We start from the raw sequence: 16688 nt of genomic DNA on the forward strand, positions 1-16688 counted from the left end.
TCATCCTTCCATTCCCCCACCATTCGTGTACCACCGGGCGCGCGGGGAAATCCAGGGTTCCGCACGAGTTCACAGACTTCTGAGGCTTACCGACCGGTCGGAAATCCACGGTGCGCCAGGGATTCCGCGTCCAGCGACCCCACAGCGCCACGTGCCGCCGATGCTTCGTCCGGGCATCGGCGGCACGCGTCTCGGATCAGCGCCGGTGCGCCCTATCGCAGATCACGGCGACGGAACCCGAGCAGCCCCACCGCGATCAGGATCGCCGCCAGCAGCGTGAGAACCACCAGCGGCGTGGCCGTGAACTCCGCGCCCGGGAGTTTCGGCGCATGCTGGTAGGGGTCGAGATTGCGGAACCATTGCGGGGCTCCGGAAATCGCGCCCAGCAGGAATACCGCCACGGCGGAGACGAATACGCCCCAGGCGACCGGAGTCCAGCGCGGCGCGAGGCCGAACAGGACGATCACGACGCCGACCATCAACCAGATGGCGGGCAGCTGCACCAGGGCCGCGCCCAGCACGGCGCCGAACCTGCCGCTCACATCTCCGGCGGACCGCCCGTACACCAGCCCGCCCACGGTCCCGGCCACGGCCAGCACCACCACCGGACCCAACAGGGCGAAGGCCAGATGCGATGCGGCCCAGCGGATTCGGGACACCGCGACGGTGAGCACCGCCTCCGCGTGCTGGGCGGCTTCCTCGCCGTGCAGGCGCAGCGCCGCCGAGATGGCGTAGGCGGTGGCGGCCACGCTCAACATGGTGAATCCGTAGTTGAGCATCGAATCCTCCAGCAGCTGCGAACCGCCCATGCGCTGGATCAGCTCGCGAACCGTGTCGCTGTCGCCGAGTTCGTCGCTGATGCCGTGCACCACACTGCCGAACACCAACCCGTACAACCCGAGTCCGACGGTCCATGCCAGCAGCGAGCCGCGTTGCAACCGCCACGCCAGCCCCAATGGGCCGGACAGCGCGCGCCCGGCCTGCGCCGAGCCCATCCGTTCGGCGATGAGACCGCCGCCGAGATCGCGGTGCGCCAGCAGGGTGTAGGCGACGACGGTCAGCACGATCACCGTGGCCAGGTGCAGCAGCAGCACCGCGAAGTGGTCACCCGCGTACGCCCGCACCTGCATCGACCACCCCTGCGGGGACAGCCAGGTGAGCACCGAGGTGGGCCCGTCCCCGGCCCGGGCGTCGCCGATGGCCCGCAGCGTGTAGGCGGCGGCCAGTACCGCGAAGGCGATACCGCGCGCCGTGCGGGCGCTCGGCGACACCTGTGCGGCCACCGCCGCCACGGCCGCGAAGACCGCGCCGGAACCGGCCAGTGCCAGCCCGAAAGCCAGTGAACCCGAAGCGGGTACCGACGTGCCCAACAGGCTCAGCGTGCCAAGCAGACCGGTGGCGAGCGCGCCGCCGAAGCCGAGGACGAGCGCCGCGGTGAGCCCGGCGAACCGGCCGATCCGGGTGGAGGCCACCAGTTCCCCGCGCCCCGTTTCCTCTTCGGCCCGGGTGTGCCGGACAACGGTGAGAATCGTGGCGATTCCGAGCAGCGTGAAGAACATGCCCGCCTTCCAGATCCCGACCGCGCCGAGACTGGTGTTGTAGACCGGGCCGTACATGGCGAGCTGGGCGGGGCTGGCCAGAATCGACCGGGCGAAGCCGACCCGCCCGGCCTCGTCGGGGTACACCGAGGTGATGCTCTCGATGTACACGCTGCCCAGCGGCAGTGACAGCAGCAGCACCCACAGCGGCAGCACGATGCGGTCGCGGCGCAGGAACAATCGCAGCATCTGGCCGGTACCGGCGAAATCGGCCGCGCGGAACACCGTTTCGGTGGCGCGCGGGCGCGGCGGCGCGGCGGTTGTCATCGCACCGCCCCCGCCTCGGACGCCCGCTCGCCATTGTGCGAGTAGTGACGCAGGAACAGTTCCTCCAGCGTCGGCGGCTGGCTGACCAGGCTGCGCACGCCCGCCGCGCCCAGCACGCGGACGAACTCGCCGAGGTGCTCGGCGTCCACCTGGCAGCGCAGCGTGTGGTTGTCGAGGCTCACGTCGGCGACGCCGGGCAGGCGGTCGAGATCGCCCGGTTCACCGGTCAATTCGGCGGTGATGGAGGTGCGGCTCAAATGCCGCAGCTGGCGCAGGCTGCCCGTTTCCACGGTGCGTCCGGCGCGGATGATGGTCACGCGCTGGCACAGCTTCTCCACCTCGGACAGGATGTGACTGGACAGCAGGACGGTGCAGCCGCGACGCGACGCCTCGGCCACGCAGTCGTTGAACACCTGCTCCATGAGCGGGTCCAGGCCGGAGGTGGGCTCGTCCAGCAGGAGCAGGCTGGCGCGGGACGAGAACGCGGAGACGAGAGCGACTTTCTGCCGATTGCCCTTGGAGTAGGTGCGGGCCTTCTTCTCGGGATCCAGTTCGAAGCGCTCGATCAGCTCGGCGCGGCGGGCGGCGTCGATGCCGCCGCGCATCCGCCCGAGCAGGTCGATGGTCTCCCCGCCGCTCAGTGTCGGCCAGAGCGTGACATCGCCTGGCACATAAGCGATGTCACGGTGCAGGGCGACGGCGTCGGCCCAGGGGTCGCGGCCGAACACCCGGGCCTCGCCCGAGGTGCGGGACAGCACGCCGAGCAGGACGCGGATGGTGGTGGACTTGCCCGCCCCGTTCGGTCCGAGGAAGCCGTGCACCTCCCCCGCGGTGACCTCGAGGTCGAGGCCGTCCAGTGCGCGCACCTGCCCGAAATGTTTGTGCAGGTCCCGGACCGAGATGGCCGGGGTGGTCGAGGCGTTCATCGAATCTCCTTGCCGGAAGCAGGATCCGGTAGTTACGGGGGGTGGTCCTGCCGCTGCGCGAGCAGGGTGTCGAGCATCATGGAGTCGGTCAGCAGACCGTGGGTGTAGAGCTCGAGGGCGGGCAGCATCATGCGGTCGGCGTACTCGCGCAGGGCCTTCCGGTAGTCGACGGGGCCGGGCTGCTCGGTCGCGTAGAGCTGCAGGAACATCATCATGCCGCCGCCGGTGGTGGTCGCCAGGAAGCGGGCCGTGGCCGTGAGATCGCTGGGGGCGCGCAGGGTTCCGGCCGCGATACCGGCGCTCAGATAGTGCTCGACGTCCTCGACCATATGCTCGAAGAAGGCGGCGGCCAGACTGCCTCCGGCCTGAAAGCTGCGCACCAGGTAGGCGATGAGGGGCGCGTACTCCTCGATCTCGGCGATCTGCCGCAGCAGCCCCGACGGTGACGGCCGTTCCATGGACACGACCTTGGCCGCCCGCACCACCGCGCGGACGTGCTCGTCGCACGCCTCGCGCAGCCCGTCCTTCGATCCGAAGTGGTGGTTCACGAGGCCGGGCGAGACGCCGGCGGCCGTGGCGATCGCGCGTACGCCTACCCCGAAGCCCTGCTCACCGAATACGGCGATGGCGGCGTCCCGGATACGGGCGCGAGTACTCAGATCCGCGGCGGATCCTTGCGGTACGGCTGATCGGTTGAACACACGTTCAACATACTAAACAGGCGTTCAATGCCTCCGCAAGACCCGACGCGCTCCCGGTCGCCGCCTGCCCCGCGCGGACATTCCGCACAGCAAGTTCAGCTCGGCGGCTTTGTTCCGCACAGCAGAATTCCGCAAGTTCGAATAGCGCGGGCAGCCATCGCGAGGCGTCCCGCCACAGGGCATCGCAGCACCCCGCCCGTCAGTGCTCGGGCATGCCCTGCAATCCGGCCACGCCCTTGGTCGCTACGGCGACGGTCTCGTGGCGGCCGCGGCGGCTGCCCGTATAGGCCCATTCACGCACGGCGGTCACCGGGCGCGGCAGCAACTCCACCTCCGGCGGCAGATTGCGGACCGGATCGAAGAATCCCGGACCGGCGTGTTCGCCGATCTCCGGTTCGGCGACGGTGATCTCGGCGAGGGTCCGTTTGGGACCGAACAGCGGCGCGGCCTGGAGGGTGAAGCCGAGCCGGTGCCCCCGCACATGGGTGGACATCGCCCCGAGCGACGGCGATTCGGGTTGGGCCGCATCGGGTTCGGCGAATATCCACTCGACCGGTCCGCCCCCGAAGCGATAGGCCATCAGACTGCCGTAGTACGCACTCGACCACCCCAGCGCGGGCGTGATCAGGAAGCGGCTCAGTGCGCCGGTGCCCGTGGTGGCCGGCGCCAGATCCCACGGGCGGTCGTGCCGATCGAGTACGCGCACCGCCAATCCGAGCACATCCGGCACACCGTCGGGCAATCCGACGCCCTTCGAAATCCGCGCCAGCACAGGACGATCCGCGCTACCCAGCAGTTGCTTGTAGGTACCGTCCACGGCGTGCAGCGCGCCGGTCAACGGCAGCCCGATCGGATGGAAGACACGGGCGTCGCGCACACGCGCGGCCGCCGCGAACACTCCGCGGATCATGCCGTCGGCTATAGCCATTCGTCTGCACCTCTCGAATCACTCGGCTCTCGCGAGCAATACCCGCAGACGCAGCCCCGAACCGTCCCCCCACCGCCCAACCTGCCCACGCGCGGCCGACCGCCGCACCGTGCGGGAGTCGCCGACCGACGCGAGCCCGGACACGACCGGCACGCCGCGAGCCGAGCCAGCACGGCACTCCACACACCCGGCGCGGCGCTTCGCCCGCGGGCTCAGCCGCGGGAGGCGCAGAGCAGCCCGTCGCCGACCGGGATCAGGACGCTGGTCAGCTGTGGGTCCTCCGCGACGGCGCGGGTGGCGGCGCGGACCGCCTGGGTCGCCGGGTCGCGCTGGGCCGGGTCGGGGACGCGTCCGCCGAGCAGGGCATTGTGCAGCAGAATCGCGCCGCCTTCGCGGAGCAGGCGCACACCCTGCTCCACATACTGCGGGTGCTCCAACGGCGCGCCGTCGATGAACACCAGGTCGTAGGCCCCGTCCGCGAGGCGCGGCAGCACGTCCAGGGCACGGCCGTTGATGAGCCGGGTGCGGGCGGGTGCGATGTCGGCGGCGCGGAACGCCTCCCGGGCGGCCCGCTGGTGTTCGGGTTCGGAGTCGATGGTGGTGAGGGTGCCCTCGGAGTGCATGCCGTCCAGCAGCCACAGCCCGCTGATCCCGGCACCGGTACCCACCTCCACCACGGCCTTGGCCCCCAGCAGCTGGGCGTACATGCTGAGCAGCGCCCCGACCGCGGGCGGCACCGGAGACGCACCCAGTTCGACGGCGCGTTCGCGGGCGGCGACGAGAATTTCGTCCTCGGCCACGGATTCCTCGACGTATGCGAGGTTGCGCTGCAGGTTCGATGCCGCGGGAGTCTGGCTCACGGATATGAGGCTAACGGCGCGACGCCCCTATCGCGTGCCGGTGACCGACCGGTGTGGCGAATTTTCTCAGGTGTCCCTCAGCCTGCGCATACGGCTGCCACATCGGGACCGGGAAGAGTAATCGCCAACGCCAGGCCAGCGACCGCGAGCCCGGTTCGGGAACAACTCGAGCCAACCCTTCGGTTGTACCCCGTACCGACGTTCACGGTCCCGAGTAGGAGGTAACCCCATCCACATGGTCGACGCGGCGCGTGAACACGCCAATCTTCCCGAGCAGATCCCGCCGGACAGCGATATCGCGCTGGACGGCGAATCCTTCGCGGACGAGCCCCTCAGCGGGACGGCCGCCTTCGACGCCACCGGCGACCGCACCATGATGCCCTCCTGGGACGATCTGGTGCGCGAGCATGCCGATCGCGTCTATCGCCTCGCCTATCGGCTGACCGGTGACCCGCAGGACGCCGAGGACCTGACCCAGGAAACCTTCATCCGCGTCTTCCGCTCGCTGTCGAACTACCAGCCGGGGACCTTCGAGGGGTGGCTGCACCGCATCACCACCAACCTGTTCCTCGACATGGTTCGCCGCCGCAACCGCATCCGGATGGAGGCGCTGCCGGAGGACTACGACCGGGTGCCGTCCGAGGGTCCGGGTCCGGAGCAGCTCTACCACGACGCGAACCTGGACCCGAACCTGCAGTCGGCGCTGGCCGCGCTGGCGCCGGAGTTCCGCGCGGCGGTCGTCCTCTGTGACATCGAGGGACTGTCCTACGAGGAGATCGGCGCCACCCTGGGTGTGAAACTGGGCACCGTGCGCAGCCGAATCCACCGGGGACGGCAAGCACTGCGCGAATACCTCGAGCATAATGGGACACAGCGGCGTTTCGACGCCGCGAAGGTCGGGTAAACCTTGCGGGCTGTGTCCGTTGTTCCCGGCACTGCCGAGGTCGTTCCGGAAGGGTGTGCACCACATGAATGGCGAGGACAGAACGCCGAAGCGTCCGCCTCGATTCGCCCCCACCGAGCATCTGGCCACCGAGGCCGTTGCCGCGTACGTGGACGGTGAGCTGCGGATGAACGCGTATCTGCGCGCCTCGCACCACCTGTCGGTGTGCCCCGAATGCGCGGCCGAGGTGGAGTCCCAGCAGCAGGCGCGGATCGCGCTGCGGCAGTCGAGCCACATCACCGCGCCGCTGCGGCTGCACGACACTCTGAGCCGTATCCCCATTTCGGAGCTGCCCGGCGCGGAGCCCACCCCGCCGCAGCGCCCCGCCCCCGGCCCGTCCGCCGACCACGGCATGTTCGCCGCGGGAGCGAGTTCCTTCGGCATGCGCCAAGATTCGCTCGACAGCAGGCGGTGGACGGCGTGGTGGCGCAAGTAGAGTTCATCGCGTGACCTCCGAATCGAAGAACACTCCGGCGGCATCGGGTGCCGGGGACCAGCAGCCGCCGCACCCCGCGGAGACGCCCGATTCGGCGACCAGCAGGGGGAACCTGAGGCCGTCGGACGCACCGGTCCTGGGGCCGCGCCCGGTCTACCGCCCGCATGTGGACTCCCACACCGCCCGCGCCTTCCGCCGCCCGAACGGACAGGCCGGTTCCTTCGGTCCGCGGCCCGGCGGCAGCTCGGCAACGCCGCCCGCGGCCGCGCCCGAGGTGCAGAACCGCCCGCCGGATGCCGTACTGGCCGAGGCGTTCTCGCGTCCCGAGGGGTCCACCGAGCTGTTGCAGCGCGATCCGGACGAGGTGCGGGACGCCCCGGGCGCGGCCCCGCCCGCCGATCCGTGGCGTGACCCGGACTCGGCCGCGCGCCTGGGCTCGCCCGCGATCGCCGTTCCACGGCCCGAACCGCTCGCGCCCGGGGAGCAGCTGACCGCCCGCGAGGTGCTGTTCGGCGGCAAGGTGAAGCCGGAGGCCCTGCTCAAGCTGGGTGCGGTGGCGGTGGTGCTCGGCGTGCTCGCGGGCCTGCTGGGCGGTGTGATCGGCCTGTTCGCCGGTCAGTCCGCCTCCTCGCTCACCGCGCGCAAGGTGGAGTTGCAGACCGCCGGCGGCGGCGAGATTCCGGCGGGTGAGATCGGCCGGGTGGTCGGGGCCGTCATGCCCGCCATGGTCACGGTGCGGGCGTGGGTCGGCGACAGCGGCTCCTCCGGTTCCGGTGTGGTCATCTCCGGTGAGGGCCATATCGTCACCAACAACCACGTGATCTCGCTGGCCGCCAACGACAAGACCGGCCAGGCCAAATTGCAGGTGGTGTTCTCCGACAACACGCGGGTCCCGGCCACCATCGTGGGTCGCGATCCCAAATCCGATCTGGCGGTGCTGCATGTCGACGTCAAGAATCTGTCGGTCATCCAGCTCGGGGAATCGGAGAATGTGAAGGTCGGCGATAATGTGCTGGCGATCGGTTCGCCGCTGGGCCTGGAGGAGACGGTCACCTCCGGCATCGTCTCGGCGCTGAATCGGCCGGTCAAGGTCGGCGGCGAGGGCACCGACACCGATGCCACGCTCGACGCCGTGCAGACCGATGCCGCCATCAACCACGGCAATTCCGGCGGTGCGCTGGTCGATATGCAGGGCCGACTGGTCGGCATCAATACCGCCATCAAATCGGAGAGCGGGGGTTCGGTCGGCCTCGGTTTCGCTATTCCGGTGGATCAGGTGAAGCGGATCTCGCAGGCGCTGATCGACAACGGCGAGGTGCACCACGCCCGGCTGGGTGTGAGCGCCAGGACCAAGATCGTCGCCAATGACGTGATGAGCGGCGCCGAGGTGGCCGATGTGCAGGCCGGCGGTCCGGCCGCCAAGGCGGGCATCGTGGAGGGCGACGTGATCGTGGCGGTGGGTGACCGCGAGGTCACCGGCCCCGAGGAGCTCACCGTGGCCGTGCAGTCGCAGGAAATCGGCCGGACGGTGACGGTCCGGTTGATTCGCGACGGCCGCGAGGTGGACGTCGAGGTCACGCTGGAGTCGGATTAGCCACAGTGATGCCGGTGTGGCGTTTTTCGCGGCCCCACGGCGGGCCGGAAGCGCCACCCACCGGTAGCCTGGTTTCGTGTTCAGCAATATCAGCTGGGGCGAGATGATGATTCTGATCGTCGCCGCCCTCGTCATCCTCGGACCGGAGCGGCTGCCCGGCGCTATCCGCTGGACCGGTAGAACGCTGCGGCAGGTGCGTGATTACGCCACCGGTGCGACGACGTCATTGAAGCAGGAACTCGGACCGGAATTCGATGAGATCCGCAAACCGCTCGAGCAGCTGAACGAACTTCGCGGTATGAATCCGCGGTCGGTGGTGACCAAACACCTTCTCGACGGCGACGATTCCATCTTCACCGGAAAATTCGACAAACCCGTCAGCGCTCCGAGCAGCGATTACGGCAGTTATTCGATGCCGGAACCGGCTAAACCGCTGGAGCGCAACGAACGCCCGCCGCTGGATCCGGACGCGACCTAATTCGGGCCAAGTAAACCGGAGTAGACGCCGAGAGCTGTTCAGGTACCTAGACTTCGGTTATGTCGGCCGATGAGGTGGCACGGGTGTTCGCGATCGAGGACAAGGTCGAACGCCTCAAGGCGGCCACCGAAGGTGTGGCCGCAGCCCAACAGACCATCAACGAACTCACCAGAATTCGGCGTGCGGTGATCAGAGAACTGCACGCGGAGGGCTGGACCTTCGCGAGAATCGGTGCGGCGGCCGGACTTTCCCGGGCACGCATCCATCAGGTGAGCACACAGGGACCGGTACCGGAAGGTCTGTTCTTCGGACACGGACCGCTCACCGTCCTCACCCCCGACGTGCGGTCCACCACGCGCGCCATGGCGCTGGTCGGCGCGCCGGACCCGGCCGGGCCGCACCGGCTGCTGGAACTGCTGCGGGAACTCGGCTTCACCGGCACCATCGAGCGGTTCCTGCCCGGACGCCCGCTGAATCTCGACCGCGACGGGTTGATCGTGCTCGGCGGGCCCGAACTCTCACCCAGCCTGCGCTACCTGGTGGCGGCGGACCCGCGCCTGCGGCGCACGGTGGCGCGGGCCGGACGGGTGCGCCGCGGTATCGAGGATCGCGCCGCCCGCCGGGTATACCGACCGGGCGGCACCGAACCTTACGACATCGCCTACCTGGCCCGGCTCCCCCGCCCCGACGGCCGCGGCCATGTCCTGGTGATCGACGGCCTGCACCCGCCCGCCTCCCTCGGTGCCATCCGGCTGCTGGCCACCCGCCTGGCGACCCTGCACGAGCGCGCGGGCCTGCACCCCTTCTCGGCCGTCGTTGGCGTCCGCTACGACCGCTCCACCGGCGAACCCATCGAGGCCGACCTGCTCACCCCCATCTATCGTCACGACCGCTGACAGCTCTCGCGCGTGACCGGCGGCCGACCGGACGCCCCTCGCGGGTCCGGCCTGCGCGCGCGATGCGAACGCTTGACGCCCTGCGCAGCATGCCCGCCCACGAGCCCCTCGGGCAGGGCGGTACGCGTGCGCCGCGACACCCGACGACCACGACATCACCGAGTCGTCGGACATGGCATCGACGGCGCGGGGCGGATCGGTGGCTACGGCACGGCTCGGCCGTAACCGGCGACAGCGGCACGGCACGGAGAAGGCGGGCCGCTCCGGTGATCCGGTCGGCCCGCCTCTCGACGGACTCGGTCAGGCGGCTGCCCAGGCCGGGCGCAGCTCCTTCATGGGCGGGCGGTCCACGAGCGACACCTCGGTGGTCAGCGCGGTGAATTCGCCTCCGACGAGCGGGAATTGGGTCAGGGCCGCGCCCGAATCCGGAATTCCACTGCGGCCCAGCACCGTTCCGAGGATCTGGCGGCTCATCACACCCAGGTCGGACAGCGGCCGATTGCGGTGGGTGCGGACGCCGAGGTTGACCTGGCCGATGGCGTGCAGGCCGTACAGGTCGAAAGTGTCCAGGAGCAGGCCGATTTCGACACCGTAGCCCGGTGCGAAGGGCACCGAGGTGAGCAGTTCGCGGGTGCCCGCGTACTCACCGCCGAGGGGCTGCAACACCTTCGACAGTTCGGGCCGCAGCGCCGACAGCAACGGGCGGGCCACCAGTTCGGTGACGCGGCCGCCGCCGTGCTCGTCGATGCCGGTGTCGTGACGCAGCGGGCGGCGGTAGTACGCCTTGGACAGCTGCACGTCCGGCACGGTGAGCAGCGGGCCGAGCAGTTTGGGCACGAACATGGGGTCCGGATCGATCAGATCGGAGTCCACGAACGCCACCAGGTCCCCGTCGGTGACGGCCAGCGACCGCCACAGCACCTCCCCCTTGCCCGGCACGGGCTCGAGCTCGGGTACGGCCTGTTCGCGGGTGTACACGGTGGCCCCGGCGGCACGGGCACGTTCGATGGTGGCGTCGGTGGAGCCGGAATCCAGCACCACCAGTTCGTCCACCAGGGTGCCGAGCAGGGGTCTGATACTGGCGACAACGTCGGCGACGGTGTCCTGTTCGTTGAGGGCGGGGAGGACCACCGAGACGGTGCGGTCCTTCTTGGCGGCGACAAGCTCTTCGACCGTCCAGTCGGGACGATCCCAGGTGTGGGTGAAGTTCCAGTCCGTCATACGAGACCTCGCAGGGTTCGGGCGGGCGGGCGGAGACCCTGGATGGCGGCGATCATGTCGACCACACGACGGGTGGCGGCGACCTCGTGCACCCGGAAAACCCGGGCGCCCGCGGCGGCGGACCAAGCGGTTGCTGCCAATGTGCCCTCCAATCGTTCGGACAGGCCGACACCAAGAGTCTCTCCGATGAAATCCTTATTGCTCAACGCCATCAAGACCGGCCAGCCGGAGTTAACGAGAACGTCTACGGCCCGCAACAATTCCAGCCCGTGGTAGGTGTTTTTGCCGAAATCGTGCGTGGGATCGATGAGTATCGAATCTTTTGCCACCCCGGCCGCGGCGGCGGCCTCGGCCGCGCCCACCACGGAGTCGGTGACCTCGGCCACCACATCGGTGTAGCGCACCCGATGCGGGCGGGTGCGCGGTACGGCTCCGCCGGTGTGGCTGCACACGATTCCCACACCGAGTTCGGCGGCCACCCCCACCAGTTCCGGGTCGGCTCCCGCCCAGGTGTCGTTGATCAGATCCGCGCCCGCCGCCACCGCGGCCCGGGCCACCTCGGCCCGCCAGGTGTCCACACTGATCAACAGGTCCGGATGCGCCTCCCGAATGGCCGCCACGAACGGCACCACCCGCCGCGCCTCCTCGGCGGCGTCCACCTCGACACCGGGCCCGGCCTTCACCCCGCCGATATCGACGAGATCGGCCCCCTCCCGCACCGCCCGGGCAACCGCCCCCAGGGCGGCCTCGTCACCGAAGGTCGCACCCTTATCGTAGAAGCTGTCCGGCGTCCGATTCACGATCGCCATCACCAGCGCCCGATCCGTCGCCACCGGCTTCCCGCACAATGTCGGCAACGGCGCACACATGCCCTCGACTGTACCCAGCCCTGTACCCACCCTGCCCGTCAGGAGATCGACAACACCCCGGGTCCGGCCCCGCGACGGCGGTCAGTCGCGGGGGGCGCGGGCGTTGGCCACATCCTCGGGATAGTCGGGGTAGGCGGGGACGTAGCCGCCGGTGCGGCCGGCGAGGACGTAGAGCTCGCTGTGGTCGTCGGGGGTGTAGCCCTGTTTACGCAGGTCGACCTTGCGGCTTTTGAAGGTGGAGGTCTGTTCCAGTTCGCCGACGACCCGGATGAAGAGGGGGACGGCGTAGCCGGGGAGGCGGTCGTACAGGTGGGCCGCGACCTGGTGGCCGTCGAATTTCGCGTCCTCGGCGAGGGTGACGGCGGCCATGCCCGCCTTGCCGTCGGTGCCGGGAATGCCGACGCCGTAGACGACCGCCTGGGAGACGGCGTCGAGGCCGTCGAAGGCGCCCTCGACCTCGGTGGTGGCCACGTTCTCACCCTTCCAGCGGAAGGTGTCGCCGAGACGGTCCACGAAGGCGATATGCCGGTAGCCCTGATCGCGGACCAGGTCGCCGGTGTCGAACCAGCAGTCCCCGTCGGAGAAGCCGTCGCGGACCAGCTTGGACTCGGTGGCGGCCGCGTCGGTGTAACCGTCGAAGGGGGAACGGCCGGTCACCTTGGCCAGCAGCAGGCCGACGCCGCCGGGCCGCACCTTGCGGAGTTTGCCGTCGGGGCCGCGCCGGGCCCGGCCGGTCTCGTCGTCGTAGTCGACGATGGCGAAGGGCAGCGGTGTGAATCCGGCGGTGCGGTCCACGCCGAAGGCATTGATGAAGGCGACGTTCCCCTCGCTCGCACCGTAGAACTCCACGATGCGCCGGATGCCGAAGCGATCCCGGAACTCGTCCCACAGCTCCGGCCGCAGTCCGTTGCCCACCGCGATGGCCACCCGATGCGACCGGTCGGTGCTCTTGCGCGGCTGGTTGAGCAGGTACCGGCAGAACTCGCCGATGTAGATGAAGGCCGTGGCCTCGGCGGCAATGCACTCGTCCCAGAACCGCGAGGCCGAGAAATGCCGTCCCAGCGCCAGGCACGCGCCCGCCGACACCACCGACGACAGCGCCACCGTGAGCGCGTTGTTGTGATACAGCGGCAGACAGCAGTACATGGTGTCGTCACCGCGCAGCCGCACGCCGAGCCCGCCCAGGCCCGCCATGCTCTTGGTCCACCGCAGATGCGTCATGACGCTCGCCTTGGGCATGCCGGTGGTGCCGGAGGTGAAGATCAGGAATGCCCGCTCGCCCGCCGTGACCTCCGCCGTCGCCGCCGGATTCGCGGTGTCGGCGGTCCGGGCGGCCTCGGCCAGCCGCTGCGACCACAGCACGGCCGGGCGCGGCTCGGCCAGCGAGTCGAGCGCCTCCCGGCACTCCTCCCCCACCACGTCCACCACGCTGTTCAGCAAGCCGAAACTGTGCGCCAGCACGGTATCCCGCTGGTTGTGGTTGAGCAGCCCGACCGTCGCACCGAGCTTGACCGTGGCCAACGCGGTGAACAGCGTCTCCGGGCGGTTGGTCATGAGCACGCCGACCACGTCACCGCGGCCGACCCCGCGCTCGGCCAGCACGTGCGCGTACCGGTTCACCTCGGCGTTCGCCTCGCCCCAGGTGTACACGCGGCCTTCGAATTTCAGGAAGGGCCGGTCCGGATGCCGCCGGGCCGCGCGCTGGAAGAACAGGCCGATCGAGGCTCTGTCCTGAGATTTCACCAACAGGCCCAAGGCATTTCGCGCCATCTGCGGTGCCCGCACCGCCATCCCGGGCAGGGCGCGCGCCAGGTCGAACAGGCTCACCGTCGAACGTCCATCGGTCGTCACATCTTCCAGCCTTTCCGATGACGCCCGAGTTGTCGAGGAGAACGCGAAATCGGGCGCTTCAGGCGTCGGGCCGCAGGGCGGCGAACGCCGCGGGCAGATCCTTGGTCACCGTCACCAGGTCGACCGCCTCGCGTCCGACGAAGCCCCGTCCGCCCAACCGCTCGTCGATCCAGTCGAACATGCCGCGGTAGTGGTCGTCGGGATCCAGCACCACCACCGGTTTGTCGTGCACGCCGAGATACGCCCCGGTCCAGGTCTCGAAGAACTCCTCGAGGGTGCCGATACCGCCCGGCAGGGTGAGGAAGGCGTCGGCGCGGTCCTCCATGATCTGCTTGCGCTGCCGCATGGTGTCGGTGACGATCAGCTCGTCGGCGTCCACATCCGCGACCTCCTTGTGCACCAGGTGCTTCGGGATCACGCCGAGGGTGTGTGCCCCCGCCGCCCGCGCCGCCTGCGCCACCGCGCCCATCATGGACACATTGCCGCCGCCGGACACCAGTCGCCAACCGCGGCGGCCGATCTCGGCGCCCACTCGCGCCGCCAATTCCAGCACCGCCGCATCGGCGGAGCTGGCCGAGCAGTACACGCACACCCCGTACGCGGTGCTGTCGGGAGTGCCGTCGCTCACCACTGTTCCTCCACCTCCGCCGCTTCGAGTTCGGCGCGGGCCTCGGCGGCCCGCGTCACGATATTCACCACATCCTCCACGCTGTCGGTGACATGCAGCAGACCGAGGTCGCCGGGGGAGATCTTGGCGGAGCCCAGCAGCGAATCCCGCAGCCAGTCCACCAGGCCCGCCCAGTAGCGGGTGCCGAACAGGATGATCGGGAAACGGGTGATCTTGCGGGTCTGCACCAGGGTGAGCGCCTCGAACAGCTCGTCCAGGGTGCCGAAACCGCCGGGGAGACAGACGAATGCCTGCGAGTACTTCACGAACATGGTCTTGCGGACGAAGAAGTAGCGGAAGTTGATCCCCAGATCCACCCACTCGTTGAGGTGCTGCTCGAACGGCAGCTCGATGCCGAGCCCGATCGAATACCCGCCCTCCTCGGACGCGCCGCGGTTGGCGGCCTCCATCGCTCCGGGCCCACCGCCGGTGATCACCGCGAACCCGGCCCGCGCCAGCGCCGCGCCGATGGCCTGCCCGGCCTGGTACTCGGGATGATCGGCGGGCGTGCGCGCCGACCCGAACACCGCCACGGCGCGCGGCACCTCCGCCAAAGTGCCGAAGCCCTCGACGAATTCGGCCTGAATCCGCAGCACCCGCCACGGATCGGTATGCACCCAGCCACCGGTCCCGTGTTCGTCGAGCAAATGCTCGTCGGTGGTCCCTATCCCCTTCTTGCGATCACGGCGCAGCATTATCGGACCCCGGAAACGAGGAGTCTTGGACGAGCGAGCACCGAATTCGGCGTCAGCAGACATAGGGGCAGTATCTTATTCGCCCTCCGCTGCGCTCCGGGCGGGGGCTGTGTTCGATTTGCCCTCCGCTTCGCTCCGGGCGGGCTCGCGGCGCTGGAGGTCCCGGTTCTTCCCTCCCTCCGCTCCCCCGCTTCGCTCCTCCGCTCCGGTCAGTCCAGAACCGGGACGCGCCGCGAGCCCAGGAGAGTTCTCGTTCAGGATCACGTGGGGTCGGGGCGCGCTGCTCCCCAAGTGGTCGTGTCACTGGAGTCCGCACGTACAGGAGTGGCCGCCACGACACCCCCTGCACACAGCGTCCTACTGTCACAGCACCCCTGCACACAGCGTCCTACTGTCACGGCGGTCAGGGAACTGGGCGTCGCTACTAGCAGCGTCTCGGTCGCGGCGGCCGTCCGGAAAGCGGGCTACTGCCTGTCGCCGGTGAGGTAGCTGCGGAGCATGGCGGTGACCTCGGTGATCTGGGTGACGGGGAGGTGTTCGTCGCGTTTGTGGGCGAGATTGGGGTCGCCGGGGCCGAAGTTGACGGCGGGAATGCCGCGGGCGGCGAAGCGGGAGACATCGGTCCAGCCGTATTTGGCGCGGACGCCGCCGCTGCCGTGGGCGTGCACGATCCGCATGAGGTCCTTGGCCGCGGGGGCGGAGAGGCCGGGCAGGGCTCCGGGTGCGCCGTCGGTGCGCTCGAAGGCGATATCCAGTCCGTCGAAGATCGCGCGCACGTGCTCGGTGGCCTCGTCCAGGGTGCGGTCGGGGGCGAAGCGGAAGTTCACGTCCACCTCGGCGGCGTCGGGCACCACATTGCCCGCCACCCCGCCGGAGATCCGCACCGCCGACAGGCCCTCGCGGTACACGCAGCCGTCGATGTCGACGTCCCGCGCCCGGTAGGCCGCCATCCGCTCCAGCACGGGGGCGAGCCGGTGAATGGCATTGTCGCCCAACCACGCCCGCGCCGAATGCGCCCGCATCCCGGCGGTGGTGATGCGCGCCCGCAGCGTGCCCTGGCAGCCCGCCTCCACCCAGCCGCCGGACGGCTCACCGAGAATCGCGAGGTCGCCGTCCAACCACTCCGGCAGTTCCCGCTCGATTCGCCCGAGACCGTTGAACTCGGCGGCGATCTCCTCGCAGTCGTAGAAGATGAGGGTCAGATCGTGCACCGGTTCGGCGACGGTCGCGGCCAGATGCAGGAACACCGCGTCGCCGGATTTCATGTCCACGCTGCCGCAGCCGTACAGCAGCCGCTCCCCGTTCTCGCCCTCCACGAAGTGCCCGGGCACATTGTCGGCGATCGGCACGGTGTCCAGATGCCCGGCGAGGATCACCCGGGTCGGCAGTCCGCGATTGGTGCGCGCCAGCACGGTGTTCCCGTGCCGCAGGATTTCGAACCCCTCGGTCTGCTCCCGCAGCGCCCAGGCGACGGTGTCCGCGATGACCGCCTCGTCCTTGGACACGCTGGGGATATCCACGAGAGCGGCGGTGAGGGCGATGGGGTCGGCGCGCAGATCGATGGTCACGCCCCCACTGTATTGATTCACCGCCCGACAGTGATCGACCACCCGACACCGACTCACCGCCGACATCGACCTACCGCCCGACATCGACTCACCACCCGACTTGTTCACCGCACGCGGAGTGACTCGCCGCTCGACTTGTTCGCCGCACGCGGGTGCCTCACCGCTCGATCCACTCACGGCAGGCGGGTGA

General features: G+C 69.5%; 16 protein-coding genes. 5 read left to right on the plus strand and 11 right to left on the minus strand.

Features of this window, described 5'->3' with window-relative positions:
• Positions 1–212 precede the first annotated feature (212 nt).
• The 5 genes from QMO76_RS09150 to QMO76_RS09170 form a co-directional block, all read right to left on the minus strand.
• A complete protein-coding gene (locus QMO76_RS09150; RefSeq protein WP_306360762.1) occupies positions 213–1865 on the minus strand; it encodes an ABC transporter permease in 1653 nt (550 codons plus the stop codon).
• Positions 1862–2791: an ABC transporter ATP-binding protein gene (locus tag QMO76_RS09155; RefSeq protein ID WP_306360763.1), complete on the minus strand. Its 930-nt coding sequence runs from the start codon at positions 2789–2791 to the stop codon at positions 1862–1864. Before QMO76_RS09155 ends, QMO76_RS09150 begins: the two co-directional genes overlap by 4 nt.
• 32 nt (positions 2792–2823) lie before the next feature.
• Positions 2824–3492 carry a TetR/AcrR family transcriptional regulator gene (locus tag QMO76_RS09160; protein WP_306360764.1) on the minus strand — a complete coding sequence of 223 codons (669 nt, stop codon included), beginning with the start codon at positions 3490–3492 and terminating at the stop codon, positions 2824–2826.
• 199 nt (positions 3493–3691) lie between these two features.
• A complete protein-coding gene (locus QMO76_RS09165; protein WP_306360765.1) occupies positions 3692–4420 on the minus strand; it encodes a phosphodiesterase in 729 nt (242 codons plus the stop codon).
• A 212-nt stretch (positions 4421–4632) separates the two neighbouring features.
• The gene (locus tag QMO76_RS09170; RefSeq protein ID WP_306360766.1) at positions 4633–5280 is read right to left on the minus strand and encodes an O-methyltransferase; all 648 of its coding nucleotides are present in this window, start codon (positions 5278–5280) and stop codon (positions 4633–4635) included.
• A 235-nt stretch (positions 5281–5515) separates the two neighbouring features.
• Here QMO76_RS09170 and sigE point away from each other — a divergent pair, with 235 nt between their 5' ends.
• The 5 genes from sigE to QMO76_RS09195 all read left to right on the plus strand — a co-directional run bounded on the left by sigE (position 5516) and on the right by QMO76_RS09195 (position 9627).
• Positions 5516–6184 (plus strand): RNA polymerase sigma factor SigE, encoded by a 669-nt coding sequence (sigE, locus tag QMO76_RS09175; RefSeq protein ID WP_306360767.1) that lies wholly within the window; start codon positions 5516–5518, stop codon positions 6182–6184.
• Between the two features lie 64 nt (positions 6185–6248).
• The gene (locus QMO76_RS09180; protein WP_306360768.1) at positions 6249–6659 is read left to right on the plus strand and encodes a hypothetical protein; all 411 of its coding nucleotides are present in this window, start codon (positions 6249–6251) and stop codon (positions 6657–6659) included.
• Positions 6660–6669: 10 nt separating this feature from the next.
• Positions 6670–8253, plus strand: coding sequence for a S1C family serine protease (locus QMO76_RS09185; protein ID WP_306360769.1), 1584 nt, complete (start codon positions 6670–6672; stop codon positions 8251–8253).
• 76 nt (positions 8254–8329) lie between these two features.
• A complete protein-coding gene (gene tatB, locus QMO76_RS09190) occupies positions 8330–8731 on the plus strand; it encodes a Sec-independent protein translocase protein TatB (RefSeq protein WP_306360770.1) in 402 nt (133 codons plus the stop codon).
• A 59-nt stretch (positions 8732–8790) separates the two neighbouring features.
• Complete coding sequence (locus tag QMO76_RS09195; protein WP_306360771.1) at positions 8791–9627, plus strand: hypothetical protein; 837 nt, start codon at positions 8791–8793, stop codon at positions 9625–9627.
• Between the two features lie 300 nt (positions 9628–9927).
• Here QMO76_RS09195 and QMO76_RS09200 read toward each other — a convergent pair whose 3' ends face one another.
• The 6 genes from QMO76_RS09200 to dapE all read right to left on the minus strand — a co-directional run bounded on the left by QMO76_RS09200 (position 9928) and on the right by dapE (position 16498).
• Positions 9928–10848 carry a glucosyl-3-phosphoglycerate synthase gene (locus tag QMO76_RS09200; RefSeq protein ID WP_306360772.1) on the minus strand — a complete coding sequence of 307 codons (921 nt, stop codon included), beginning with the start codon at positions 10846–10848 and terminating at the stop codon, positions 9928–9930.
• Positions 10845–11717, minus strand: a complete 873-nt coding sequence (folP, locus tag QMO76_RS09205; RefSeq protein ID WP_306360773.1) for a dihydropteroate synthase — start codon at positions 11715–11717, stop codon at positions 10845–10847. Before folP ends, QMO76_RS09200 begins: the two co-directional genes overlap by 4 nt.
• A gap of 81 nt (positions 11718–11798) precedes the next feature.
• On the minus strand, positions 11799–13568 hold the full coding sequence (locus QMO76_RS09210; protein WP_306360774.1) for a long-chain-acyl-CoA synthetase: 1770 nt from the start codon (positions 13566–13568) through the stop codon (positions 11799–11801).
• 58 nt (positions 13569–13626) lie between these two features.
• Positions 13627–14199 carry a TIGR00730 family Rossman fold protein gene (locus QMO76_RS09215; protein ID WP_306360775.1) on the minus strand — a complete coding sequence of 191 codons (573 nt, stop codon included), beginning with the start codon at positions 14197–14199 and terminating at the stop codon, positions 13627–13629.
• Positions 14193–14993 (minus strand): TIGR00730 family Rossman fold protein, encoded by an 801-nt coding sequence (locus QMO76_RS09220; RefSeq protein WP_306360776.1) that lies wholly within the window; start codon positions 14991–14993, stop codon positions 14193–14195. Before QMO76_RS09220 ends, QMO76_RS09215 begins: the two co-directional genes overlap by 7 nt.
• A 401-nt stretch (positions 14994–15394) precedes the next feature.
• Positions 15395–16498: a succinyl-diaminopimelate desuccinylase gene (gene dapE, locus QMO76_RS09225; protein WP_306360777.1), complete on the minus strand. Its 1104-nt coding sequence runs from the start codon at positions 16496–16498 to the stop codon at positions 15395–15397.
• Between the last annotated feature and the right edge of the window lie 190 nt (positions 16499–16688).

It is taken from the genome of Nocardia sp. CC227C (assembly GCF_030767025.1).
Classification (GTDB): domain Bacteria; phylum Actinomycetota; class Actinomycetes; order Mycobacteriales; family Mycobacteriaceae; genus Nocardia.